Raw genomic sequence first — 23,097 nt, forward strand, 5'->3', positions numbered from 1 at the left:
CTTCATGCAAGCCAAGCGTGACCTTTGCACCCAAAAGCGGGCCTAATTCGGGACTTCTACGGTGGTTTCCACCGGTAGCGCGCCACCTCGAATGCGGATTTCGCGGACGGGGTAGGGAACCCGGATGCCCTCGCGCTTGAAGGCGTCCCACAGCGCCAGCATCACGTCGCTCTTGACGGTGTCCATGCCGTCGGGATCGGCGAGCCACAGGGTCAGCGAGAACTTCATGCCGGCCTCGGCAAACTCGGTCAAAATGCAATTCGGCGGCTTGCCCTTCTGCGCGCGCGGATGGGCGGCGGCGGTCTCGGCGGCGAGCTTGCAGACCAGGCGTGGGTCGGCGTCGTAATTGGTGCCGAAGGCGATCTTCACCAGCGTGTTCTTGTCGGTGTAGGTCCAGTTGACGACCTTCTGCGTCACCAGATCCTCGTTCGGCACCAGGAATTCGCGGCCGTCGCCGGCGGCGACGGAAATATAGCGCGTCTTCATCGCACTGATGCGCCCGGTGTTGTCGCCGATGGTGACGAGGTCGCCGGGCTTCACCGACTTGTCGGCGAGCAGGATGATCCCCGAGATGAAATTGGCGACGATCTTCTGCAGGCCGATACCGATGCCGACGCCGACCGCGCCGGAGAAGACCGCGAGCGCCGACAGATCGATCCCGACCGCGCCGAGCGCGATCACGATCGCAACCGCAAGCAGCCCGATGCGGATGATTTTCACCAGCAGCACCTGCACCGAGGGCGTCAGATCGGTGGTCGCATTGATCCGGCTCTCGGCAAAATTGCTCGCGATGTTGGTCAGCCAGAGCGCGATCAGCAGCAGCGCGCCGGCCTTGAGCGCCAAGAGCGGGGTCAGCCGCAGGCCGCCGAGCACGATGGCGAAGGAATCGAGCAGCTCGACCGTCGCATCGAGCTGGCCGAGGATGGAGAGCGCGGCGACGAACCACGCCGTGATCGACACCAGCTTGACGATGAAGGCGTTGCGCAGCACCGAGGTGAGCAGCCGGATCACGAGCCACGCCAGCCCGAGCTTGGCCGCGACCATCAACAGATAGCTGCGGCTCGGCCAGGTCGCATGGTACATCACCACCCGCGAAATGATCACGAGCAGCGTGAACACCGCCGTCGAGGCGCTGGCGACCATCACCCGGACGAAGTGCCGGAGCGGCAGCGGCCAGCGCATCGCCAGCGACGTCATATCGACGCGGATGCGAATGGCCGCCTCCGCGGCATAGGCGATGCCGGCCGCAGTCAGGATGAGACCGAACTGCAGGTAGAACCAGGGTGAGGAGATTTCCGCCCCGACGCTGCGCGCGGTGGTCTGCACGAACTCCATGAAATCCTTGAGGTCCATGTCCATCGGTCGGTCTCGTCGGGAAGCAGGCGGGAGGAATTGATTCGAGGGAGCCGCAGAATTCCACAAAGGGCACCGCCGGACCATCGATACACCGCGAAGTGATGCGCGTTAAGGCCGCAAAATGCGGCCAGATTGCCGCGAGCGGGAGAAAATGGGTTGGCGCGCGAGTCCGCCGACGATAAGGATGCAATTCCAGCGATTTTTACCCGGAAGGTGGATGGCCTCCCTCGACTCCGTCAGTCTCGCCATATTGCTCGGCGCTGTCCTCGTCATGGCCGGCATCCTCTCGAGCCTGCTTGCGCTGCGCTTCGGCGCGCCGCTGCTGCTCGTCTTCCTTGCGATCGGCATGCTCGCCGGCGATTCCGGCCCCGGGCAACTCCAGTTCGACGACGTCCGCACCACCTATCTGGTCGGCTCGGTCGCGCTCGCCTTGATCCTGTTCGACGGCGGCTTGCGGACGCGCTTTGCCAGCATCCGCACCGTGCTCGCGCCCTCCGTGGTGCTCGCGACGATCGGCGTGCTGCTGACGGCGCTGATCACGGCGCCATTCGCGAAATACGCGCTCGATCTCAACTGGACGGAGTCGCTGCTGGTCGGCGCCGTGGTCGCTTCGACCGACGCCGCCGCGGTGTTCCTGCTGGTGCACACCCAGGGCCTGCGCCTGCGCCCGCGCGTCGGCGCGACGCTGGAGGCGGAATCCGGCACCAACGATCCGTTTGCGATCTTCCTCACGCTCATGCTGGTCGAGTACATCTCGCTGGGCTCGAGCTCGCCCGGCCATGTGCTGATCGAATTCGTCCAGGAGGCGGTGCTGGGTGCCGTGGTCGGCGTCATCGGCGGACGCTTGGTCGTGATCGCGCTCAATCAGGTGGCGCTGCCGCAGGGCCTGCATGCGCCGTTCGTGACGACAGGCGCGCTCGTCATCTTCGGCGGCTCGCAGATCATGCACGCATCAGGCTTCCTCGCGGTCTATCTCGCCGGCATCATCATCGGCAACCGGCCGACGCGGGCGCATAATTCGGTGGTGGCCTTCCTGGATGCCGCGACCTGGCTGGCGCAGATCGTGATGTTCGTGCTGCTCGGCCTCCTGGTCTCGCCGAGCCGGCTCGGTGCCAGCGTGCTGCCGGCAGTCGCCGTCGCTCTCATGCTGATGCTGGTCGCGCGGCCGCTCGCGGTGCTCGCGTGCCTTGCGCCGTTCCGCTTCAACTGGCGCGAGAAGGTCTTCATCGCCTGGACCGGCTTACGCGGTGCCGTCGCGATCTTCCTGGCGTCGATTCCGATGCTGGTCGGCCTGTCCAAGGCCTATCTCTATTTCGACGTCGCTTTCGTCGTCGTCATCATCTCGCTGCTGCTGCAAGGCTGGACGCTGGCGCCTGCCGCGCGCAAGCTGCACGTGGCGCTGCCGCGCGCCGAGCGCGGTCCGCGCCGCGTCGAGTTGGATCTGCCCGGCCAGCTCGAGCAGCAACTGGTCGGCTATCCGGTGCGGCCGAAGAGCCTGTATTTTCGCCGCGGCCTGATCCCATCCTGGTCCAAGCCGACGCTGGTGATCCGCAACGAGAACATTTTGACGCCGACGGAGGCCGATCCGGTCGCACCCGGCGATTACATCTACCTGCTGGCGCCGCCGGAAAAGGCCGAGGCCCTCGACCGCTTCTTCGTCGACATGCAGCCGAGCTCGGCGCCCGATCCGCATCTGCTCGGCGACTTCGTGGTCTCCGGCGAGCACACGCTTGCCGAACTCGCCGAGATCTACGGCGTGAAGCTCGGCGCGGACGACGGCAAGCTGACGCTGGCCGATTATTTCGACGTCCATCTCGACCGCGCGCCGAAGGAGGGCGCCGAGCTTGCGCTGGACACGATCGTGCTGGTCGCACGCTCGATCTCCGGCGGCCGCGTCAACGTCGTCGGCCTGCGCCTGCCGGAAGAGGACGAGACCCCCGCGCCGCTCACCCGCACGCAAGCGCTGCGGCGCAAGCTCGCCGACGTATGGGCGTCGGTGGCGGGGGTTTAGTTTGGGGTGTCGTCCTGGCGAAAGCCAGGACCCATTACCCCAGAAACAAGTTGTTGCCGAGAGTGGCAACCACGAGTCCTCGCCAAACCGCAGTTGGTGGTTATGGGTCCTGGCTTTCGCCAGGACGACCACGAAGAGGAACCGCCACCAAATCGCCGCAACCGCCGAAGATTTGCGCGGTTTCGTGACCTTGAAACCCGGAACACTCCGCCATGCCGCTCGTTCTAAGGCGCGTAACCGCTTGGACTGACAGGAGTATGCAATGCGAAAGTTCATCCTTCCGATTCTCACGGCCCTTGCGCTCGGCGCTGCCGCACCGGCGATGGCTTTTGACACCGGCGATCAGATCTCGATGCAGGCCGCCCTCGATGTCGCGACAGATCTCGGCGTCGTGACGGTCTCGCACACCAACTTCCTCGGCGACGAATGGGAGGTTGATGGACGGGATCGTGTCGGCCGCTGGATGGAAGTCTATGTCGACGCGAGGACCGGCGAGGTGCGCAACGTCGAGCGCGGGTGGTAGCTCTGAATGATGCAGCCGCGTAGCCCGGATGGAGCGAAGCGAAATCCGGGTGCGCTCTCACCCGCTGCACCGCCCCGGATTACGCTTGCGCTCCATCCGGGCTACGTCTTCATGTCAACACCTTCACCCCGCCAAAACTCGTCACGCGGCCCTGCTTCAGCATCACGATCTGTGTGGCGAGCTGGCGCAGCTCGGCGGCGTCGTGGCTGACATAGACCATCGGCACGTTGGCCTCGTCCCGCAGCCGCACCAGATAGGGCAGGATCTCGAGCTTGCGGCTCTCGTCGAGCGCCCCGAGCGGCTCGTCGAGCAGCAGGAGGCGCGGCTTCGATAGCAGCGCGCGGCCGAGCGCGACGCGCTGGCGCTCGCCGCCGGAGAGCTTTCCGGGACGGCGGCCGAGCAGGGCGCCGATGTCGAGGAGATCGACGATGCGCTTGTGCTGGGCCGGATCGGCGGCGAGGCCGTTCATCCGCCGTCCATAGTCGAGATTCTGCGCCACGTTGAGATGCGGAAACAGCCGCGCGTCCTGGAACACATAGCCGATGCGGCGGCGCCAGGCCGGCACATGGACGCCGGCCGCGGTATCGTCGACGGTCTCGCCGTCGATCACGATGCTGCCGCGGTCGGGCCGCAACAGGCCCGCGATCATGTTGACCAGCGAGGTCTTGCCGGCGCCCGAGGCGCCGAACAGGCCGATGACGCGGCCCTCGCTGGTGAAGGACGCGTGCAGCGAAAACTCACCCAGCTGTTTCTCGACATCGACGCGCAGCATGGTCAATTCCCGTGCAGCCGCGCCGTGGCGCGGCGGGCGAACCATTCTGCCGCAATCAGTGCCCCGAGCGCGAGCACGATCGAGACGATGACGAGCCGCCCTGCGGCAGCGTCGCCGTCGGGCGTCTGGATCAGCGAATAGATCGCGGACGAGATCGTCTGGGTCTCGCCGGGAATGTTGGAGACGAAGGTGATGGTGGCGCCGAACTCGCCGATCGCCTTGGCGAAGCCGAGCACCATGCCGGCGAGCACGCCGGGCAGCGCGAGCGGCAGCGTCACCGTGAAGAACACCTTCCACGGCGCCGCGCCAAGCGTCTCGGCGGCCTGCTCGAGCCGGCGGTCGATCGCCTCGATCGACAGCCGCATCGGCCGCACCAGCAGCGGAAACGCCATCACGCCGCAGGCGAGCGCAGCGCCGGTCCAGCGGAAAGAGAACACGATGCCGAGATGGTCGGCGAGGAAACTACCGACGGGGCCGCGGCGGCCGAAGCTGAGCAGCAGCAGATAGCCGGTGACCACAGGCGGCAGCACCAACGGCAGATGCACGGTAGCGTCGAGCAGCGACTTGCCCCAGAAATCGCGCCGCGCGAGCAGCCATGCCAGCGCGATGCCGAACGGCGTCGCCACCAGCGTTGCGACAATGGCGACCCTGATCGAAAGCAGGATCGCCGTCCATTCGGCGGGTGAAATCTCAGACATCAAGCCAGAGATATCACGTGGTGGGGCTGATCAGGAACTTGAAGCCGTATTTTTCCAGAATGGTCTTGGCGGCCGTCGAGCGCAGGAAGGCGAGATAGTCGCTGCTCTCGCCCTTCGCGGTCGTGGTCGCGGCGACGGGATAGATGATCGGGGGGTGCGAATCCGCCGGGAAGGTGCCGACGATCTTCACGCCCGGCTCGACCTTGGCGTCGGTGGCATAGACGATGCCGAGCACGGCCTCGCCGCGCGCCACCAGCGTCAGCGCGCCGCGCACGCTCTCGGCCATGGCGAATTTCGGCTCGGCGGCCTGCCAGGCGCCGAGCTTCTCGAGCGCAGCCTTGGCGTATTTGCCGACCGGCACGGATTTCACGTCGCCGGTCGCGATTCTGCCGTCGCCGGCGAGCTTGGCGAGATCGAAGCCTTGCGCGATCGTGACGTTGTCGACCTTGGAGTCCTTCGGCGCGATCAGCACGATGCTGTTGCCGAGCAGGTTGACGCGGGTGGATTCGTTGATGGTCTTCCTGGCGACCGCGTAATCCATCCAGTCGGTGTCCGCGGAGACGAATATGTCGGCCGGCGCGCCCTGCTCGATCTGCCTGGCCAGCACCGAGCTTGCGGCATAGCTGACGCTGAACTTGACGCCGGTCTTGGCGGTGTAGGCCGCGTCGATCTCGTCCAGCGCGTTCTTCATCGAAGCGGCCGCGAACACGGTGATGGTCTTGTCCTCGGCGGCGGGCGACGGGCTTGCGCCCGCGAGGATGACGAAGACGGTGACAAGTGCGGCAATACGAAACATGGATAGCGCTCCGTGCGAGCTCGCGCGCGGTGAGGCGCGCAAATCTGGCGTTGGGTGGGTCTGATGCGACGGGCGGACGCGCTGTTCCACGGGCCTTGCGACGGCTTACGGCCGGCAGGGATATCGCTGCTCGCGAAGATAGCAGGCTGGTGGCTCAGGTCAAAGGCGGCCGTTTGCCTCTACGGATCGAGCTATTGCGCCGGCAGGATCGCGATCGAGACCGAATTGTCCTTGGCGCCGCTGACCTGGAGCACGAAGGGCTGTGCCGACAGCTGATATTTCATGGTCTTGCGGATGCCGTCGCAATCGGTCGCGCCGCTAAAAGCCACGGGCTTGAGGACATGGCCATCCTGGACCACGTCAACCCAGGCCCCGGTGGACAGGCTAATCGCGTAGAGCCCGGCCTTCGGCGTCTTGATGCTGGTGAAGCCCGCGAAGGTGCCGTCCTTGGGCGCGCGCTCAGGCGGCGTCGGCAATTTTGCGTCCGCGGGCGCGACCAGCCCCAGCGTGATGGCGGATGACGGCACCGCCGCCTGTTCGCTGCCCGAGACGAGCTTGGCACGGTCCGGCGCGATGAGCGCAGCGCGGTCGCGCTCGATCGGCCATTTGAACTTGTCGCAGCCGCTGGGCTCCTCGGCAAAGGCGGGGGCTGCGCCGAGCAGCAGCAGCGCGATGAGGAGAGACGATTTCATGATCAATCCACCGCAATCATGACGTCGGAGGCCTTGATCACCACGGTGACCTTGCCGCCGGCCTTTATGCCGAGATCGTCGACGGCTTCGTTGGTGATCGAGGACGTCACGATCGTGCCGTTGCCGATGTCAACGCGGATATGCGAGGTCGTGGCGCCCTTTGTGACCTCGACGACATTGCCCTTGATCTGATTGCGTGCACTGATGCGCATGGAGTTCTCGCGGTGGCTGGCGCACGGCGATATCGCCGCGCATGCGGATGGGATCGGCTGGAGCGGGATGCGCGTCCCGACGGGTGTCGCACGCTTACGGCAGCGCGGCGACGTATTGTAACGTATTTCGGTGGCGCGAACCAACCCGGTTCGTCGTCCTGGACCAGCGGAGCGCCGATCCAGGACCCATTACCACAAGATGCAGTTTGGCGAAGACTGACCAGTTCGCGCCGCAACTCCTCCCTGGGGTAATGGGTCCTGGCTTTCGCCAGGACGACGGCTGAGAGGCTACGGCTTCGCATCCGCTGCATGCAGCACGGCTTTGCAGGCCGCCGGCATGTCGGCCAGCGTGATTGGCGGCTTCGGTTTCGGCGGCTCGGGCGGCGGCTTTGGGTGCAGCACTGCATCCGAGAACCAATAGGCGAGATCGGAGGCCTTGCAGCCTTCGTCCTCGGATTGCGACGGCTGGCCCTCGCATTCCCCGGCTCCCGCCGGGCAGTGCATGCGGATGTGGAAGTGATAATCGTGGCCCCACCATGGGCGGATCTTCGATAGCCAGGCGCGGTCGCCCTTGGCCTCGCGGCACAACGCCTTCTTGATCGCGGCGTTGACGAAGATGCGCTGCACCGCCGGCTCCCGCGCCGCATCGCGCAGCACCAGCACATGGCCTGGCGTGAACACTTTCGGATCGACGTCGAGCCGGTCGGGGCGAACCATCATCACCGCCGACATCTCCTCGCGTTCCTCGCGCGAGAGCCGGCGGTCCGGCATCGGCGTCAGCCAGATGTCGGCATCGAGACCGATCTGGTGGCTGGCATGGCCTGACAGCGCGGGCCCGCCGCGCGGCTGGGCGATGTCGCCGACCAGGATGCCGGGCCAGCCGGCGTCCTTGTGCGCCTTGGCCGCGAGCCGCTTGATCAGTGCGATCATGTCGGGGTGGCCGTAGTTACGGTTGCGCGACAGCCGCATCACCTGCCAATTGTCGCCGTTGAGCGGCATCTGCATGGCACCACCGATGCAGCCCTTGGTGTAGGAGCCGATGACATGGGCCGATCCCTTCGACGGCAGCAGCTTGCGCGCGAACAGCTCCTTGGCGGCGAGGGAGGGGTCGTTCGGATTGGCGAGCGGCGGCAGCGGTTTCGGGGTGACGCTGCCCTTGTCCTGGGCCAGCGCGCTACCGGCAGCCAGGAATGTCACAAAAAGCAGGAGAGGAGCGAGGCGGCGGGGACTCATGCCGAATCCTTATAACCCAACGCCGCGTCAGGGTTAAGAATTGAGCGCTATGCATCGATCACACGGCCGGCCAACATCCGTCGCGTCATCCCAAAGTCGCACGCGCGATGGTCGATCCTTAATCGCGCGATAACCCTGTTCTGCATTGACCAAAATTCGTGCGCGACGTGAGGAATAACCGCGGTTCGCATGCAATCGCGCGCGATTTCGGAAATGATTCAAGCGCGCGCGTAATTTTGCGCCAGATCGGTCCGTCACCGCGGCGTCGGGATGAGGTTGGCGGCGCCCATCGACGCAGTCGCGCCTCGCAAACAGGCAGCAAGGGGCCTCCTCGCGCGGGCCGCAGCCGGGCAAGATTACTTTTTTTTCAGACACTTGCCCCCAAGCTTGCGGTCACTGGGCGTGACTGGGACGAGTGAAGTTGAGTTTGGGGTCTCGAAAGACAAGAAAGCGAAAGCGCAACGTGCTTGCCCAAGCCGGCCGACAGCCGCGCAAGCCGCGCTTCGCGCGCACGCCTCATCCGCCTGCCGACCGCGATGAACTCTTGCGCAGCCGTGCCGAGGCGGAAGCCGCGATCGCGGAAGCGCGCAAATCCCACGAGCGCCTGCGTCAGGCTATCGACATCCTGCCGCAGGGCATCGTGTTTCTCGATGCCGACGGCCGCTACGTGCTCTGGAACAAGAAATACGCCGAGATCTACAGCAAGACCGCCGATCTGTTCGTCGAAGGCGCGCGCCTGGAGGACACGCTGCGTATCGGCGTCGCCCGCGGCGACTATCCCGAGGCTGTGGGCCACGAAGACGAGTGGATCGCCGAACGGCTGCAAAAGCTCTATCAGCCCGGCGCGCGCCACGAGCAGAAGCTCGCCGACGGCCGCGTCATCCTGATCGACGAGCGATTGACCGATGACGGCGGCGTCGTCGGCCTGCGCGTCGACATCACCGAATTGAAGCAGCGCGAGGCCTCGTTCCGCCTGCTGTTCGACGGCAATCCCGTGCCCATGATCGTCTGCGCGCTGGACGATGAACGCATCCTCGGCGTCAACGATGCCGCGATCGCGCATTATGGCTATAGCCGCGCCGAGTTCGAGCGGCTGAAGATCCGCTCCTTGCAGGCTTTCGACAGCGAGCCGCCCTGGACCATCGATCCAACCGGCGCGGAGCAGGCCGGGCGCACCTGGAAGCACGTCAAGGCCGACGGTGCGCTGATCGACCTTGCGATCTACTCGCGCGAACTGACCTATGCCGAGCGGCCCGCGGTGCTGCTCGCGCTGATGGACATCACCGAGCGCAAGCGCGCCGAGGCGCGGCTCGCCTTCATGGCCCAGCACGACGGGCTGACTGGCCTGCCGAACCGCAATTTGCTGCGCCAGCAGGTCGACGAGATGCTGCTGCATTCGCGGCGCAGCACCGACAAGGTCGCGCTGCTGATGCTGGGGCTGGACAATTTCAAGGCGGTGAACGACACGCTGGGACACGCGGTCGGCGACAAGCTGCTCCGCGGCGTTGCCAAGCGGCTGCGCTCCACCTTGCGCGAGGAGGACGCGCTGGCGCGGTTGAACTCGGACGAGTTCGCCATCGTCCAAAGCGGCCTGGCACGTCCCGAGGACGCCGTGATGCTGGCAAAGCGCTTGCTCGAGGCCATCGCCGATCCCTATCTGCTCGACGGCCATTCCGTGGTGATCGGCGCATCGATCGGCATTGCCATGGCGCCCGGCGACGGCGATGAGTCCGAAAAGCTGCTCAAGAGCGCCGACATGGCGTTGTCGCGCGCCAAGGCCGATTCGCGCGGCACCTTCGCTTTCTTCGAGGCGGCGCTGGATGCAAAAGCGCAGAGCCGGCGCAAGATCGAGGTCGAGCTGCGCGACGCGATCCAGAACGACGTGCTGCGCCCCTATTACCAGCCGCTGATCGACCTCCAGAGCGGCCGCATCACCGGGTTCGAGGCGCTGGTGCGCTGGCCGCATGCCGAGCGCGGCATGGTCTCGCCGGCCGAGTTCATTCCGGTCGCCGAGGACACCGGCCTCATCAACCCGCTCGGCGGCCTGATGCTGCGCCGCGCGTGCCTGGATGCGGCGGCCTGGCCGGACGACGTCCGTGTCGCCGTCAACCTGTCGCCGCTGCAATTCCGCAGCGGCAATCTGCTGTCGATGGTGACGGACGCGCTGAAACATTCCGGCCTGTCGCCGCGGCGGCTCGAGCTCGAGATCACCGAGACGCTGCTGCTGGAAAAGAGCACGCAGGTGCTGGCGATCTTGCATGCGCTGCGCACGCTCGGGGTACGCATCTCGATGGACGATTTCGGCACCGGCTATTCCAGCCTCAGCTATCTGCGCAGCTTCCCGTTCGACAAGATCAAGATCGACCAGTCCTTCGTGCGCGATCTCGGCGCCAACCGCGAAGCCCAGGCGATCATCCGCTCCATCGTCAGCCTCGGCAAGGGCTTGGGGGTCACCATCACCGCCGAAGGCGTCGAGACCGAAGCCGAGCTCAGCTGTCTCCGCACCGAGGGCTGCGATGAGGGCCAGGGCTTTCTGTTCAGCAAGGCAAGGCCGAATGCGGAGATCATCAGCCTCTTGGCGGCGCAGCGCGGCATCGACGCCGCGGACGAGGACGCTGCGCTGGTGGCGTGAGGCTCACCTCTTTGGAATGTAAGGGACGCGCTGCTCTCTCCGCTAACCTCTCCCGCTTGCGGGAGAGGTCGGCGCGAAGCGTCGGGTGAGGGTTTTTCCTCTCGGGGAGTCTCACGGCGGAGACACCCTCTCCCCAACCCTCTCAGCGCGAGCGAAGCTCGTCGCGACCCGCTAGTGGGGGAGGGAGCGCAGCGCCGTTGCGGTTGCCATCAGCCCCCCGCCAAAATCCCCTTCCCCACATCCTCATAATGCGTATCGCGCGCCTGGATCTGCTGCGCGATGGCGTGCATATCGCGAAACCGCCGCTCGAACGGATTGCTGCGGAACACCGCGGTTGCGCCGGCCATGTGATAGGCGGCGTCGACCACCTTTGCCGATTGATGGAGGGTCCAGGTCGCGGCCAAGCGAACCGCGCTGCGATGCGCCGCACTGAACTCGCCGGTCGCGCAGAGATCGCGCCACATCGCATGCGCGGTCGCATAGAGATACGCGCGCGCAGCGCGCAAGTCCCCCTCGGTGCGGCCGATCAGCCCCTGGACCGCGCCGTTGTCGCGCATCGCGCTGGTCGCGAGTGACTGATGTTTTCCACGCGCCAGTGCGATGGCCGCATCCAGCGTGGCGCGCGCGACGCCGAGCGAGACCGCGGCAAAGCCAAGGCTGAAGGTCGAGCCGGTACCGACCTTGTAGAGTGGACCCTTCTCGCGCAGCGCAAACGGCACGTCGCGAAACGCCGTAAAGCGCTCGGGAATGAAGAGGTCGCTGACCTCGTAGGAATCGGTGCCGGTGCCCGCGAGCCCGATCGCCTGCCACACATCGTGCAGCACGGCGCTCGCGACCGGAAACAGAATGGTACGCACCTCCGGTGACCCGTCGGCATTCCTCCGTGGCGTGCCGTCGGCATTGACGATACGCACATGCGCCCCCAGCCAGCTCGCCTGCCGCGAGCCCGAGGCAAAATCCCACCGCGCCGTGACGCGATAGCCGCCCTCGACCGCGCGTGCCTCATGCGCGATCGCACCCCAGGCGAGGATGCCGGGCGGCGTGTTGAAGATCTCCTGCGCGGTGTCATGGTCGAGCGAGGCCGCGATCATCGCGCAGACGCTGCACTGGCCGAGGCACCAGGCGGTCGAGGCATCCGCCTTCGCGATCTCCTCCAGCATCTGCATGAAGATCTCGATCGGGGCTTCAGCGCCGCCGAGGCTTTGCGGGAGGAGGGCGCGATAGAGCCCGTTCCCGATCAGCGCGGAGACGACCGCGGGCGTCAGCCGCCGCGTGAGCTCGATCTCATTCGCTTCGCTCGCAATCAGCGGCGCGATGGCGCGGGCACGTTCGACCAGGCCAACTCCGGGAGTTGCGTTCATTGCTGCGTTTCCTCGCCCATTCTGCCGTGAGCGGTCAGGAACGCGATGGTCCTCTATTTGGTAGCGAGGATCAAGGTCACATCCAACCGCTTCGTTCCATCCGATCGGGAGTCACGAAGACGGTACGGACCACGCTTACTTCTTGCGCGGATCGTCGGCTGGATTGATGTAATCGATGCCTCCAGGACCGACAAACTGAACTTGGAGAACGGCCTCCTCGTTTCCCGTCCAGGCGTAGTGAGGGTGCTTTGCCGGATATACCCACAATGAGCCTGGCTTTAACAACTCGCCCTTCTTCTCGAACGTTGCGCCGTGACTAGTCCCAATATCGCCGCTTATGATGGTCACGACCTCGGAATAGGGATGAGTGTGCGGCGGCATCTGAAAATTTGGGGGGAATTTGATACGCAAGACAACCACATCCCCCGCTTTTGTTGGGTCTCCAACCAGCGTTGCGAGCTGGACACCTTTGGGAAAGCTCGGGTTCTCCTTCCACGCAAGTGCATCAGGGGTGACCCGCGTCGGCGTGTCTTGCGCGGTCGCTGGGAATGAGAACGCCACCAAGCCCGCTATCACCAAGAGCTTTTTCATGTGAGTTCCTCCCACGGTAATGTGGAGCAAGACACACATTAGAACTCCTTGGAGCTACCAGAGTCCAGCTCGCAGGATGGGTAGAGCGAAGCGAAAGCCATCAAACCTCTTCCTCACAAATCGGATCGAGCTAACAAAGCATTACCAGATTCTGCGTCCGCCCATTTGGGCGATGGGTTTCGCAAGAACTCAACCCATCCTATGAGCTTTCCCGTAGCATTGTTGGTACAATTTGTTCGACTGATTGCGGCGGGATTCCAAGCTCGGAAAATCCTGGCATTCCCACCGACGCGATGTTGGCGATCTGCATCAACTCCACCTGATTCCGTGTGATGGGCGGCCTTGGAAGCAGCTCCGAAATCCATCCCGCCACATGCCAAGCAGCAAACGGTACTGGAATGAGCATGGGGCTGCGGCCGGCTGCGTGCGCGACGGTTCTGAGAAGCTCTTCGTAGGTGTAGATGCGAGGACCCGCGCATTCATACGTGATTGCGTTCGATTCGGTGTTCAGAAGCGCTCTTGTGATCGCGTCGGCCACATCGTCAACATAGGCCGGCTGCAATCGCGTCGATCCGCGGCCGAACATCGGATAGATCGGATATCGGCGGAGCAGCTTGAGGATGATGGTGAGAAACGCGTCATCCGGGCCGAACATGACCGCCGGGCGAACCAGCGTAGCCTCAGGAAATACTGCGCGGACCGCGAGTTCGCCTTCGCCACGCTTGCGAATATAGAGGGACGGCGACGTGGCATCAGAGCCGATTCCGGAAACGTGGATGAGCCGCTTGACGCCAGCTCGATGTGCTCTGGCCGCCAATCGCCGGGCTGATTCCACATGCACGGAATGAAAAGTCTCCTGTCCGTGTTCAACATAGAGGCTGACAGTGTTGATGGCGCCGTATGCGCCATCAACAGCAGCGGCTATCGAACCCTCGTCGCGTAGATCGACGTTCACGGATTGGAGGCGTGGGTCGTCGTGACCAAAAAGCTGTCTGCCTCGTTCGGGATGTCTTGATGCAATCCGAACGAAAAACTCGGGCGCCCGGAGCAAATGTTGAACAACGCGGCGGCCGAGAAACCCCGTTCCACCGAACACCGTAACAAGGCGATTATTTGCGGGCGCCATAGCGCAACTCGTACTGAGATCGTCTCAAGCCAGCGGAGACCGCAGGCTCGTCGGTCGTCTATTCTCGCGAAAGCGGCTGGCAACGGCAGCCGGTTTCATCTCACCTCCCCCGCGTGGGCGCCAAAATTCCCGAGGAAGGTGCGTGCAACGCCGCCGAGTCTATTCCTGGCTTTACACACGATCGCGGAGGTCGGTCACGCCTTCCTTCTGGGCGCAGTGGTCGCAGCAATAATAGGTGCCGCTCTTTTCCAGGCCGTGTCCCACGATGCGCGTTCCGCAATGCTTGCACGTTGGCGCCAAGGCATGAATTGCGCACTCGAAGCTGTCGAACGTGTGCGCCTGGCCGTTCATCACCACCTGAAAAGACTTGTCATAGTCATTGCCGCAGGTTTCGCATGTCGACATTGTGCCTCCTTCACGCCGCACGGCGTTCTTGGCTGACCTGGAACGTTCATCGGCCGGTGCGCTACGAACGGCGGAGTTCACCAATTGTTCCTATTCGACCTGACTTGCTTCAGATCGTCTAGGAGCCAGTGCGCCCCGGCCGCTGAAACACCTCAGTTGGCATCCCGAGGGCAACTGTAGAGACGGGATCAAGTTGATTGGTCGAATCGTCAACTTGCGCCACCCCTTCTGAGAATCCGAGGATGTGCGCGATTTTTGCCAATGCAGTTTGCCGACCGCGGCGAATGTTTAGCCGGCATTCCCGCCAGGGGCTCGGACCTTTCGTCCTCTTGTGTAGCTGCAGAAATGCACCGCCGCTTTGGCTCGACGCAGACCTCTGCAAACTCCGCCTTGATGTCAGCTGATTGAAGTAAAGCTGACTCGTTGTGCTGAAAGCGAGTTCTTCGGAGTCTGACCCTCAACAGGCATTCCGGTCGGTATTTGTTTGGTTCAGGAATATGCGCGGCGGGCCAGCACTGTCCGTATTCCATCCGAGGCGGGCGACCTAAGTCTGAGCCGCCCGCCGTTTGGATGAATGTCGTGCAGGAACCTTGCCCTACCTGGGATGTTGGAAAGCAACTGCAATACTCAGGAGGAACTCGTATGAGAACTCTGTTATTGGCCGGTGTACTGGCGGTTGCTGGTTTCGCTATCGCCACGCCGATCTCCATTGCGCCCGCGTCAGCTCAAGTTGCCGTTGAAACTCCGCTCGGCGGCGTGAGAGTGGGCCCGGAGCGGCGTTACTACCGAGAGTACGATCGACCCGCTTATCGCGCTTACGGATATGATCGCGGATATCGCGGTGGATGCCGCACCGTCACGATCGAGCGCGACGACGGTTCGGTCCGCAGGGTCCGCCGTTGCGATTAGCAGTACCGGACTAGAGAGTGACCCCCGGCGCTCACAAAAGAGCGCCCGAGCCGAAGGATTTGGGAGCGATACTAAGGCCGCTTCAGTTGCCGGCCTCTTTCAGTTTGCGAATGTCGCCTGTTGGCCCCTTAGCCGAACAACGCTGATCCTGTTGTGATGTCGGCTATTGTCGGTAGAGCGGACGCGGGGCCGCGCTCGCTTCGACCGCCGCTTGTGTGAGAGGGTTTCGGACGCCGGCCGCCGAGCGCGCGGCGACGTCCCTCAAGCGGCCGGCATCCGAAACCCTTCACATGAGCCGACATCGCTCCAATCAAGCGGCAATACTTGACAGGCTCCTTAGCGGCCGTAGGGGAAGCAGCGGTTGCGATCGAGTGTGAGACCGAAATGCGCTCCCAGTGCAGCGATAGCCGCGTCCTGCTGAGGATAAGGATCGGCATTGGATGCGGCAACGATGATGATCCGGAACCCGCCGCGATCCTTGCCACCGGGTGGCAGCATCGCTGTCGTCAGTGCATTGCCCTCACTGTCGCGCAGCGTGAGGAAAAGCGGCATCTCTCGCTGTATATGGGCCTCGAGGCCGATGTCGCGCTCGATCGCGTTGGGCCGCTCGGGACGCCAGGACTGGACTGCCTTCTCCCGCTCGCGGCGGAAATATTTCTCAACTGTGTGACCCATCAGGCGCGACTCATGCATCGCTTCACCTTCCGTCTCGATACGGAACCAGGTCTTGCCCTTCGGCGCGTCGCAAACATACTGCATTTCGCCCGTCCTGCGATCGCCGCAATTCTAGGCCGGCGGGCCTGCAAAGCCAATATGAGACTCGCTCCCGTGTATAGCGCCGCACGATCAGAGGGGCTAAGAGTTCTTGATTGGACGTTGAAGTTCTAGTGAGCCCAAACAATACTAGGTCGACCGGAATAAATCCTCTTCAAGGAGCATCCCGATGCCTGACGTAAGGGAAAAGCAACGCGAAGCCCGCCGGAAGATCATTCGCCAATGGGCGAAGCTTCCGAAGGATAAACGGCAGTCTATGGAGGGGATTTCTGAATTCGCCAGGGCCGCCGCTCAGCAGAACGAGAACGCATTCGTCCGCAGTCGTCGCGATCCGTATCAGAAGATCATGGGATGGCTATTGCCGCGTGCTCATCTCTGAACGACTGAGTCTTCTGCACATCCTATGCCCCGTTAGCGACCGGGATCGCGCGGCAGTGCAATGTCGCGAAGGGCCAACAGGTGACGTTCGAAATGAAAAAGGTCGCCAACCGAGGCGGCTTACTTTTGCACCTCCAGCTCTGCCAGGATTTTCGTGAGCGTCTCAAGCAAGCGTAAGGCGCGGGTCGCTGGGCGACCTTCGCACAGCGCTTCGCTCACCTCTTCAATTTCGCAATCGATACGGGCCCGAACTCGCGAGATCAGCTCGGCGCGGCGCTCCGGGTTGTCGATTAGAATGAGCATGGCTTCGCTATCATACAGGCGGGAGCGTGGCGGCAGCGCTTTGCGCTGCATCATCGGCGTCAAGGATCGCGACCTTGCGACCGAGTTGCCATATCTCGATGCCGTGGCGGTTGATCAAGCGCCGTGCGGCCTTGACAGCGGCTTCATCACTGGCCGCCTCAATCACCCGCGCCTCGCAGATGTGACCATCCTCGCCGATAATAAATGCTCGGTATCCGACCATATTGAATTGCTGCTCCGCGCTAGGTTGGCGGCCGCAATTCCTTGGGCGAAGCCAGTCGTTGACGCGGGAAGCGGTCTCGGCTTGGCGCGCACGACGCAAAAGTCCTTCGCGTTCAACGCCGGGCGGAGTGGCTTGGGCCCGCTGGCGCAGACGCTCTGCCTGTTCGAGCAGCCGCTGTTCGAGGGTGCTGGTTTGTTTGAAACGGCGTCGCATCGGCGCTGCTCCATTTAAGTTGGGGCGGGAGCGCAACCGGCGTTCTCTTCACCGATAACTGCCTTAAGGACGGTGCGGTGATCGAAGAAGTAGATACCCGTTATGTCTGGTTGTCGACGTAAATATTCGCGAGCTCGAAAGAAATGCTAGGAACTATTTCGCTTGAGAAGGCCATAGCACTCGCACGATAAATCTCGCACGAGGCTGCGATCCAGGATCTGAAGTTTTCCCCGCGAATAGGCAATGGCTCCTCGTTTTTGCAGCCTGTTTGCGACATCCGTGACGTATGTGCGGTGCACGCCCAGCATCTCGGACAGTAGCTCCTGTTTCAGTACGAAGTGATCGCTTTCTGCGCGGTCCGCCGTGTGGAGCAACCACCGACAGAAGCGCTGTTCGACGCCATGCAGCGAATTGCAGGCAGCTGTCATCCTGGTTTGGTCGAGCAACACGTCAGCACTCCTGACACACAGCTTCGCCATAGGCGCGCTGTGCGTCACCAAGTTCCGAAACTCCTTCGCTGAAATTTTCAAGGCTTGAACCGGTAGCTGGGCGACGACGCGAACGAGGGACGTGCGCGGCGGCCCAAGGCCCACACGGGCTCCGATCATGCCTTCCCGCCCGACGACGGACGTTTCGGCCGTCCGACCATCTTTCAGCACGACCAAAAGCGAGAACATGCCCGATAGCGGGAAGTGAACGGCCGTGATTTCCTGCCCCTCCTTTTGAACAACATCGCCTTGGGCATATCCGACGACCGACGACCTCTCCTTTACAGACTCGAGGTCCCGTCGGGGAAGAAGGGCTAAGAGCTTGTTGCGAAGAGGATCATCCACTTGCGCACCTATCGCCCGATCGGTCGGGCCGGTCCGCAGGGGGTAAATCAACGCTCCGAGGGCGCTACCACGGAAGGGGTACGTGACGACAAAGTCGGATGAGGTCGATCCGTTCCTCACAATTCTTACGTTGCCGTGCAGGGGTCCCGGTAATCGTTCGTGCGCTCTGGATACCTAAACGGGAGCCTGGTGGATGATAGTTGAGGTCCGTTTGGGGGCATTTTCGTCGATTTGGCCGCGTCACCACCACGTCCGGTCTGGCCCCGGCTGCTGACGTGCCCGGCGCCATCGCGATCTTCGCCTTCGGGCCACGAGCGGCCCCAAATAGGTCCTTTGCTAAACCTGCGCTTCCGCTTTCGCATCCCGGCCATTTCGACCCAGACGCGGCTCCGTTCCCGCCAAAAGCCTTTGAACGTTGGCGCGATGGCGGATGATCACGTAAAAGCCGCCTCCGATAACGAGCAACCGATACGGCAATGGGTGCTCGACCGCGCAGACGAGAACGATTGCCGTCAACGCCGCGAGCATCGAGCTCAAGGAAACGATCCGGGTCATAGCCAGCACAACGCCAAAGACGGCTGCAGCCCCCAATCCCACGGGCCACGACATCGCCAGCAACACACCGAGCCCGGTCGCAGCAGACTTGCCGCCGGTGAAGTTCAGCCAGATCGATCGGCTATGTCCCAACAGCACGGCAATTCCAGCCAGACAAACAGCCCATGGCACCCAGATTTGCAGATCAGACGCTGTCGGCGGCGGGGATAGTTCTGCATAAAGCCAAGGACAGAACCAACGTGCGGCGATGATGGCACTCACGCCCTTCAGCACATCGCCCACGAGCACGAACAAGGCAGGCCATTTACCGAGGGTCCGCAAGACATTCGTTGCCCCGGTGGACTTGGAGCCATGATCTCGAATGTCGATGCCCCTGAGCAGTTTCCCCGCCAGATAGCCCGTGGGGACTGACCCGAGGAGATAGGCGATCACCAACCCAACCGCGCCCGCTGTCCAAAAAGCCATTGGTTTTATGTCCAGTTTCCAGAACGCTGTTTTATCTCCGACTTCGCGTGACCGCTATGGGTCTTGGCTGCGCGAAAACGCCAAGACGCTTGAAACCCATCGAGCTTCATCTAGATGCTGCGTCCGCCCATTGGGGTGATGGGTTTCGCAAGGGCTCAATCCATCCTACGCGATTTGGGTCGAGCCCACCGGTCATCGACTAGCTCATTTCATTGTCCGGTATGGCCCAAGCGGACGTTAGTCTTATTCGATCACCTCGTCCGCAAACGCCAGCAGACCGGGCGGGATTTCGAGGTCCAGCGTCTTTGCGACCTTGAGGTTGATCACGAACTCAAATCTGGTGGGCTGCCAAATCGGCAGGTCGGCCGGCTTGTCCCCCTTCAGAATGCGGCCGACATAGATCCCGCCTTGCCGAAAGGCGTCGGTCAGACTGTTGCCGTAGCTCATCAAGCCGCCGGCGTCAGCAAAATCGCGCCACGGGTACATCGTGGGTATGGCGCTAAGCGCCGCTAGATCAACGACACGACGACGTTCAAGATTGAAGAGGCGGTCGGAGGTTACAAGCAGCGCGTTTGCTCGACGTTCGACCGATGTCGCAAACGCCTGTTCGAGCTCGGGGAGGTTTCGCGCCTCCAGAACAAGCAGTTGCAGTCCCGAGGAAGATGCGGCTGATCGCAGGCCTGTTACATCCGCATTTGGATTGTCCGGATTGACCAGCACCCCCACCAAAGACGCGTGGGGTAGTAGAGCATGCAGCAATTCGAACCGCTTCGGCTCCAGCGCGCTCACCTGGAACGCAACCCCAGTGGCATTACCGGCCGGGCGATTGATGGAGGCAGCCAGGCCCATAGCGACTGGATCGAGGCCCACCACGAACACGATAGGGATTTCCGAGGTCGTCGCTTTGGCGGCCAATGCCCCGCCATTGTCGGCGGTAAAGATCAGAGCGACGCGCTTACGAACCAAGTCGGCTGCGGCGTCTCGTAGTTCTTCATTGGCGTTGGGCCAACGACCCGCGATGGAAACGTTCTGGCCTTCAACAAATCCCATTTGCTTGAGGCCGCGGCGAAACGCCTCTCCGAACGTCTCCGACCCGGGGCTCGGGCGATTGAGAGAGCCGATCACCGGCATTGCCAATTTCTGTGCCCGAGCGGGCAATGGCAAAGTCATTGCCGCAGCGCCAAAGGCCGTAATGAATTCGCGCCGTTTCATGCGTGCGACCTCGGAAAGCCCCTTGGACCAACTTAAGGCAGAGGTGCCAACGATAGAGGTCCAAGAACGGAAATCGCGTTTTCGAAGCCAAGCCGCAAGCTAACTCGCGGGTCGTTCTTGCAGTCGGTTCGCGATTCGAGAATCGTTACCGCTTCACTGGTTCAGTTACTGGTTTTCCCTTCTCAACCATGAAGACGTTGAATGTTTTTGCGGGAACGCTTCCCTTGTTGTTTGCCTCGTGAACGACGCCGGGTTCATTGTGATAGGATTGTCCCGCCGTATAAGTCTTGGCCTCACTGCCCTCTTTTCGACCGATGACCTCGCCTTCGAGCACGGTCGTGTATTCGTCGCCGGGATGGGTATGAAGGCCGGTGCCAGAGCCGGGCGGCCACTCGACGATCAGGGAGATAACTTCCTTGTCCGATTGCCCCGTCAGCGGCTCCTTCTGCAATGGAGTCACTTTCAGCTTCGGAGGCTCTTGTGCGAGAGCGACAGGATTCACGACGACGATTGTGACCAGCGCAATCGACGCCAAAATGTGAGCGAGCTTCATTGAGATCTCCCCCAGAATAATAAAATAAACGCCTGTTTCAGTATAAGCGCGGCTAGATTATTCGTCGCGGTGCTTATTGCCAAGGCCGTTGGAGACAAGCTTTGTGGCAGCCAGCTCGTAGGATGGGTAGAGCGAAGCGAAACCCATCAAGCTTCATCCTCACAAATCGGATCGAGCTCATCTAGATTCTGCGTCCGCCAATTTGAGCGATGGGTTTGGCAAGAGCTCAACCCATCCTATCCGGCCAGCTGTTCAAACAGCGCGTGGACGAGGAATGCTACTATTGGAAGCACCACGATCCCCGTTAAAAAACGTTGCTTCAGATATTGCCGTTGTTGATCGTCTCTTGGAAAAGTTTCCCAGGTTAGATGTTCCAAGAGGCTCGGTCGAGGCGATGGCTTGATGCCTCTGATCCAAAGAGAACCATGAACGATCAGCAAGCTTGTTAGCAGCGTCACCAGAATCGAAAAACCCCTAGGCATAGAGCTCTCTTGCCCTCCGCGTCACATGCCGGCACCGCATCACCAAGACTTGTGAGGCGGTAAGTGTTGATGGACGTCTGGGCCACCGCCCCACGATGCCATCCTGCCCCTGTTTTGCCCCACACGTCAACCAGATTTCGTAAAATCAAAAGCCGCAACGGCGGCCAGGCAATCGCTTGCCGTGTATGGGGCCCGTGTCCGCGAGGCGTGTTGCCCGGCGAAATGCTCCAACCGCCGCTTGCGACCCTGGCTGTGTGAAAACGCTACACGGCCAAGACCCGTAGCGGAGGTTACCGCTTCTTGTACATCGCCAGCAATGTGCCGACCATCAACCCAGGGCATATAGGCACGCCAATAGTGATCATCGTCCAGAACGCGATGAGCAAAAAGTGCGCGAATACCCCCTCTCCAATTACATCGCTCCGTAGCCAGAAAGGCACTGTGCAAGTCGCGGCCAGTAGAAGGCCCGCCAAGGCGATTTTCATGAATGCGGTGGAGCGTGGATCACGTCGCGCTGAATGAAATGCCGACCATGCTTCCAAGAGCGCAAGGGCTAACCACAAGATTTCAATTGCGAGCGGGACGCCAGCCATATTCGCTATCTTCGATAAAAATCGTAGGCATTCAGCTCGTTGGCAAGCGTAGCTCCCGAATGCAGTCGATCGCCGTCAAGCTGAGTTTTCATGGTCTTGAGCCACGGCAGCTTCGCTTCAATACCGGCCGTCACTGGGTCTTCTGTCACCTCAATGACGGCTTCACGAAGTACAATTCCAGTGCCGAAAGTTGCGGCTAGATTTGCCGGATCAATCTGCTCGACCGACTTCGGCTCATCAAGATCACGAAAGCGGACCAACATCGGGGTTTCATCGCTATGCAAAACTCGACGCGCCCGTTGCTCCTTCAAAAGTCGCACTTGTGGAAGGGGATCGGTCTCCGATTTGAGTAGGTCACCAAATGCGTGAAACAGCAACCACGCGGGATCGCCGAGCCTGCCAAGGCCAACTCTCGGACCGCGTAGTAGAGCGAAGAACTCGCCGTGGGAGCCGAGATCGACTGTAACAGCTTCCCCAGTCACCTCGTTGCCGAAACCTCCCATAGATCCAAAGAGGGCTCTCGTGTCAGACTGTTTGACCTGAATGATCCCAGACCCGCTGACGGGTTTGCCATCCACGGCCACGTTGAACGTCAATCTGTACCGGATTGTCTCGCTTAGCGAGTTGCCGCACCCCGTTAAAGTGCTGCTCAAGAGGCAGAGGACCATCAGCCATTTCGCGCGATGTTGAGCCATCGTCTTTCCAACGACCGACGGTGAGTAATAGCCGGTATGAGACTGCCGCATACCAACATCCCCTGGTTGTGGGTCGCAAGGCACTAAAGTTCCGTAAATGATAGTCGGAATGCCTTAGAGTCAGAGAAGCTTGGACGAATTAACTGCCGCTTCTGGCCCTGGCTGTGTGAAAAGCCACGAGTCAGCTACGATTCCTCCGTTTCCTGATGGGGGATACGGATGGGACGCTTCGTTGAAGGTGCGGACAGATCCCAGCTGACGCTCTTGCCGGAATGTTTGGAGGATTGGGTAAGCGAAGACAACGCGGTCCATGTGATCGACGTGTTCGTCGAGGCGCTCGATCTGCATGGAATGGGGTTTGAGCGTGTGATCGCCAAGGAGACGGGCCGGCCCTCCTATCATCCGGCAGTCCTTCTGAAGCTTTACATTTACGGTTATCTCAATCGGGTGCAATCCAGTCGCCGCCTGGAACGTGAGGCGTGCCGCAATATCGAGGTGATG

General features: G+C 62.1%; 24 protein-coding genes. 5 read left to right on the forward strand and 19 right to left on the reverse strand.

Annotated features, from left to right (window positions below):
* Nucleotides 1-42: 42 nt before the first annotated feature.
* Nucleotides 43-1,359, reverse strand: coding sequence for a mechanosensitive ion channel family protein (locus tag BLV07_RS38820; protein WP_128936964.1), 1,317 nt, complete (start codon nt 1,357-1,359; stop codon nt 43-45).
* Nucleotides 1,360-1,573: 214 nt separating this feature from the next.
* Here BLV07_RS38820 and BLV07_RS38825 point away from each other — a divergent pair, with 214 nt between their 5' ends.
* On the forward strand, nt 1,574-3,367 hold the full coding sequence (locus BLV07_RS38825; protein ID WP_091896859.1) for a potassium/proton antiporter: 1,794 nt from the start codon (nt 1,574-1,576) through the stop codon (nt 3,365-3,367).
* A gap of 262 nt (nt 3,368-3,629) precedes the next feature.
* Nucleotides 3,630-3,890 (forward strand): PepSY domain-containing protein, encoded by a 261-nt coding sequence (locus tag BLV07_RS38835; protein WP_091896866.1) that lies wholly within the window; start codon nt 3,630-3,632, stop codon nt 3,888-3,890.
* Nucleotides 3,891-3,999: 109 nt separating this feature from the next.
* Here BLV07_RS38835 and modC read toward each other — a convergent pair whose 3' ends face one another.
* The 6 genes from modC to mepA form a co-directional block, all read right to left on the reverse strand.
* Entirely contained in the window at nt 4,000-4,662 is a 663-nt protein-coding gene (modC, locus tag BLV07_RS38840) for a molybdenum ABC transporter ATP-binding protein (RefSeq protein WP_091896869.1), read from the reverse strand.
* 2 nt (nt 4,663-4,664) lie between these two features.
* Nucleotides 4,665-5,360 (reverse strand): molybdate ABC transporter permease subunit, encoded by a 696-nt coding sequence (modB, locus tag BLV07_RS38845; RefSeq protein ID WP_091896872.1) that lies wholly within the window; start codon nt 5,358-5,360, stop codon nt 4,665-4,667.
* 13 nt (nt 5,361-5,373) lie between these two features.
* The gene (gene modA / locus BLV07_RS38850; RefSeq protein ID WP_091896875.1) at nt 5,374-6,156 is read right to left on the reverse strand and encodes a molybdate ABC transporter substrate-binding protein; all 783 of its coding nucleotides are present in this window, start codon (nt 6,154-6,156) and stop codon (nt 5,374-5,376) included.
* Nucleotides 6,157-6,347: 191 nt separating this feature from the next.
* Nucleotides 6,348-6,848 (reverse strand): hypothetical protein, encoded by a 501-nt coding sequence (locus tag BLV07_RS38855; RefSeq protein WP_091896878.1) that lies wholly within the window; start codon nt 6,846-6,848, stop codon nt 6,348-6,350.
* Between the two features lie 2 nt (nt 6,849-6,850).
* Nucleotides 6,851-7,060, reverse strand: coding sequence for a TOBE domain-containing protein (locus BLV07_RS38860; RefSeq protein ID WP_091896881.1), 210 nt, complete (start codon nt 7,058-7,060; stop codon nt 6,851-6,853).
* A gap of 288 nt (nt 7,061-7,348) precedes the next feature.
* Nucleotides 7,349-8,293, reverse strand: coding sequence for a penicillin-insensitive murein endopeptidase (gene mepA, locus BLV07_RS38865; RefSeq protein ID WP_091896884.1), 945 nt, complete (start codon nt 8,291-8,293; stop codon nt 7,349-7,351).
* Nucleotides 8,294-8,756: 463 nt separating this feature from the next.
* On the opposite strand from mepA, the gene BLV07_RS38870 reads away from it, so the two are divergent.
* The gene (locus BLV07_RS38870) at nt 8,757-10,925 is read left to right on the forward strand and encodes a putative bifunctional diguanylate cyclase/phosphodiesterase (protein ID WP_091896891.1); all 2,169 of its coding nucleotides are present in this window, start codon (nt 8,757-8,759) and stop codon (nt 10,923-10,925) included.
* Nucleotides 10,926-11,134: 209 nt separating this feature from the next.
* On the opposite strand, the gene BLV07_RS38880 is transcribed toward BLV07_RS38870, so the two are convergent.
* The 5 genes from BLV07_RS38880 to BLV07_RS38900 form a co-directional block, all read right to left on the reverse strand.
* Nucleotides 11,135-12,286 carry an acyl-CoA dehydrogenase family protein gene (locus tag BLV07_RS38880; protein WP_091896898.1) on the reverse strand — a complete coding sequence of 384 codons (1,152 nt, stop codon included), beginning with the start codon at nt 12,284-12,286 and terminating at the stop codon, nt 11,135-11,137.
* Between the two features lie 135 nt (nt 12,287-12,421).
* Nucleotides 12,422-12,877, reverse strand: coding sequence for a cupin domain-containing protein (locus tag BLV07_RS38885; protein ID WP_091896901.1), 456 nt, complete (start codon nt 12,875-12,877; stop codon nt 12,422-12,424).
* 199 nt (nt 12,878-13,076) lie between these two features.
* Nucleotides 13,077-14,003 (reverse strand): complex I NDUFA9 subunit family protein, encoded by a 927-nt coding sequence (locus BLV07_RS38890; RefSeq protein ID WP_091896904.1) that lies wholly within the window; start codon nt 14,001-14,003, stop codon nt 13,077-13,079.
* Between the two features lie 171 nt (nt 14,004-14,174).
* Complete coding sequence (locus tag BLV07_RS38895) at nt 14,175-14,408, reverse strand: metallothionein (RefSeq protein ID WP_091896907.1); 234 nt, start codon at nt 14,406-14,408, stop codon at nt 14,175-14,177.
* Between the two features lie 1,245 nt (nt 14,409-15,653).
* Nucleotides 15,654-16,076: a hypothetical protein gene (locus BLV07_RS38900; protein WP_091896910.1), complete on the reverse strand. Its 423-nt coding sequence runs from the start codon at nt 16,074-16,076 to the stop codon at nt 15,654-15,656.
* Nucleotides 16,077-16,260: 184 nt separating this feature from the next.
* On the opposite strand from BLV07_RS38900, the gene BLV07_RS38905 reads away from it, so the two are divergent.
* A complete protein-coding gene (locus BLV07_RS38905) occupies nt 16,261-16,470 on the forward strand; it encodes a hypothetical protein (RefSeq protein ID WP_091896912.1) in 210 nt (69 codons plus the stop codon).
* A gap of 119 nt (nt 16,471-16,589) precedes the next feature.
* Here BLV07_RS38905 and BLV07_RS38910 read toward each other — a convergent pair whose 3' ends face one another.
* From BLV07_RS38910 to BLV07_RS38945, 7 genes are all read right to left on the reverse strand, one after another.
* Nucleotides 16,590-16,772 (reverse strand): hypothetical protein, encoded by a 183-nt coding sequence (locus tag BLV07_RS38910; RefSeq protein ID WP_091896915.1) that lies wholly within the window; start codon nt 16,770-16,772, stop codon nt 16,590-16,592.
* Between the two features lie 10 nt (nt 16,773-16,782).
* Entirely contained in the window at nt 16,783-17,208 is a 426-nt protein-coding gene (locus tag BLV07_RS50180) for a hypothetical protein (RefSeq protein ID WP_091896918.1), read from the reverse strand.
* A gap of 146 nt (nt 17,209-17,354) precedes the next feature.
* Nucleotides 17,355-18,041, reverse strand: a complete 687-nt coding sequence (locus tag BLV07_RS38920; protein ID WP_143035636.1) for a Crp/Fnr family transcriptional regulator — start codon at nt 18,039-18,041, stop codon at nt 17,355-17,357.
* Between the two features lie 336 nt (nt 18,042-18,377).
* A complete protein-coding gene (gene plsY / locus BLV07_RS38925) occupies nt 18,378-19,061 on the reverse strand; it encodes a glycerol-3-phosphate 1-O-acyltransferase PlsY (RefSeq protein WP_091896923.1) in 684 nt (227 codons plus the stop codon).
* Between the two features lie 243 nt (nt 19,062-19,304).
* Nucleotides 19,305-20,273 carry an ABC transporter substrate-binding protein gene (locus BLV07_RS38930; RefSeq protein ID WP_091896925.1) on the reverse strand — a complete coding sequence of 323 codons (969 nt, stop codon included), beginning with the start codon at nt 20,271-20,273 and terminating at the stop codon, nt 19,305-19,307.
* Nucleotides 20,274-20,418: 145 nt separating this feature from the next.
* Nucleotides 20,419-20,826 carry a cupin domain-containing protein gene (locus BLV07_RS38935; protein WP_091896927.1) on the reverse strand — a complete coding sequence of 136 codons (408 nt, stop codon included), beginning with the start codon at nt 20,824-20,826 and terminating at the stop codon, nt 20,419-20,421.
* 1,080 nt (nt 20,827-21,906) lie between these two features.
* Nucleotides 21,907-22,596 carry a hypothetical protein gene (locus BLV07_RS38945; protein ID WP_143035637.1) on the reverse strand — a complete coding sequence of 230 codons (690 nt, stop codon included), beginning with the start codon at nt 22,594-22,596 and terminating at the stop codon, nt 21,907-21,909.
* A gap of 219 nt (nt 22,597-22,815) precedes the next feature.
* On the opposite strand from BLV07_RS38945, the gene BLV07_RS38950 reads away from it, so the two are divergent.
* Nucleotides 22,816-23,097, forward strand: a 282-nt coding sequence (locus tag BLV07_RS38950; protein ID WP_143035638.1) for a transposase, incomplete at its 3' end; no start/stop codon positions are given.

The sequence above is a fragment of the Bradyrhizobium sp. Rc2d genome (assembly GCF_900099855.1).
Classification (GTDB): Bacteria; Pseudomonadota; Alphaproteobacteria; order Rhizobiales; family Xanthobacteraceae; genus Bradyrhizobium.

Coding starts and splice junctions, on each gene's coding strand:
- BLV07_RS50180 (WP_091896918.1), bottom strand. CDS start 17,208: ATGCGACGCCGTTTCAAACAAACCAGCACCCTCGAACAGCGGCTGCTC.
- BLV07_RS38860 (WP_091896881.1), bottom strand. CDS start 7,060: ATGCGCATCAGTGCACGCAATCAGATCAAGGGCAATGTCGTCGAGGTC.
- BLV07_RS38910 (WP_091896915.1), bottom strand. CDS start 16,772: ATGCTCATTCTAATCGACAACCCGGAGCGCCGCGCCGAGCTGATCTCG.
- BLV07_RS38935 (WP_091896927.1), bottom strand. CDS start 20,826: ATGAAGCTCGCTCACATTTTGGCGTCGATTGCGCTGGTCACAATCGTC.
- BLV07_RS38930 (WP_091896925.1), bottom strand. CDS start 20,273: ATGAAACGGCGCGAATTCATTACGGCCTTTGGCGCTGCGGCAATGACT.
- mepA (WP_091896884.1), bottom strand. CDS start 8,293: ATGAGTCCCCGCCGCCTCGCTCCTCTCCTGCTTTTTGTGACATTCCTG.
- BLV07_RS38880 (WP_091896898.1), bottom strand. CDS start 12,286: ATGAACGCAACTCCCGGAGTTGGCCTGGTCGAACGTGCCCGCGCCATC.
- BLV07_RS38885 (WP_091896901.1), bottom strand. CDS start 12,877: ATGAAAAAGCTCTTGGTGATAGCGGGCTTGGTGGCGTTCTCATTCCCA.
- BLV07_RS38895 (WP_091896907.1), bottom strand. CDS start 14,408: ATGTCGACATGCGAAACCTGCGGCAATGACTATGACAAGTCTTTTCAG.
- BLV07_RS38900 (WP_091896910.1), bottom strand. CDS start 16,076: ATGCAGTATGTTTGCGACGCGCCGAAGGGCAAGACCTGGTTCCGTATC.
- modB (WP_091896872.1), bottom strand. CDS start 5,360: ATGTCTGAGATTTCACCCGCCGAATGGACGGCGATCCTGCTTTCGATC.
- BLV07_RS38825 (WP_091896859.1), top strand. CDS start 1,574: ATGGCCTCCCTCGACTCCGTCAGTCTCGCCATATTGCTCGGCGCTGTC.
- BLV07_RS38890 (WP_091896904.1), bottom strand. CDS start 14,003: ATGGCGCCCGCAAATAATCGCCTTGTTACGGTGTTCGGTGGAACGGGG.
- BLV07_RS38835 (WP_091896866.1), top strand. CDS start 3,630: ATGCGAAAGTTCATCCTTCCGATTCTCACGGCCCTTGCGCTCGGCGCT.
- modA (WP_091896875.1), bottom strand. CDS start 6,156: ATGTTTCGTATTGCCGCACTTGTCACCGTCTTCGTCATCCTCGCGGGC.
- BLV07_RS38945 (WP_143035637.1), bottom strand. CDS start 22,596: ATGGCTCAACATCGCGCGAAATGGCTGATGGTCCTCTGCCTCTTGAGC.
- BLV07_RS38905 (WP_091896912.1), top strand. CDS start 16,261: ATGCCTGACGTAAGGGAAAAGCAACGCGAAGCCCGCCGGAAGATCATT.
- BLV07_RS38855 (WP_091896878.1), bottom strand. CDS start 6,848: ATGAAATCGTCTCTCCTCATCGCGCTGCTGCTGCTCGGCGCAGCCCCC.
- modC (WP_091896869.1), bottom strand. CDS start 4,662: ATGCTGCGCGTCGATGTCGAGAAACAGCTGGGTGAGTTTTCGCTGCAC.
- plsY (WP_091896923.1), bottom strand. CDS start 19,061: ATGGCTTTTTGGACAGCGGGCGCGGTTGGGTTGGTGATCGCCTATCTC.
- BLV07_RS38820 (WP_128936964.1), bottom strand. CDS start 1,359: ATGGACATGGACCTCAAGGATTTCATGGAGTTCGTGCAGACCACCGCG.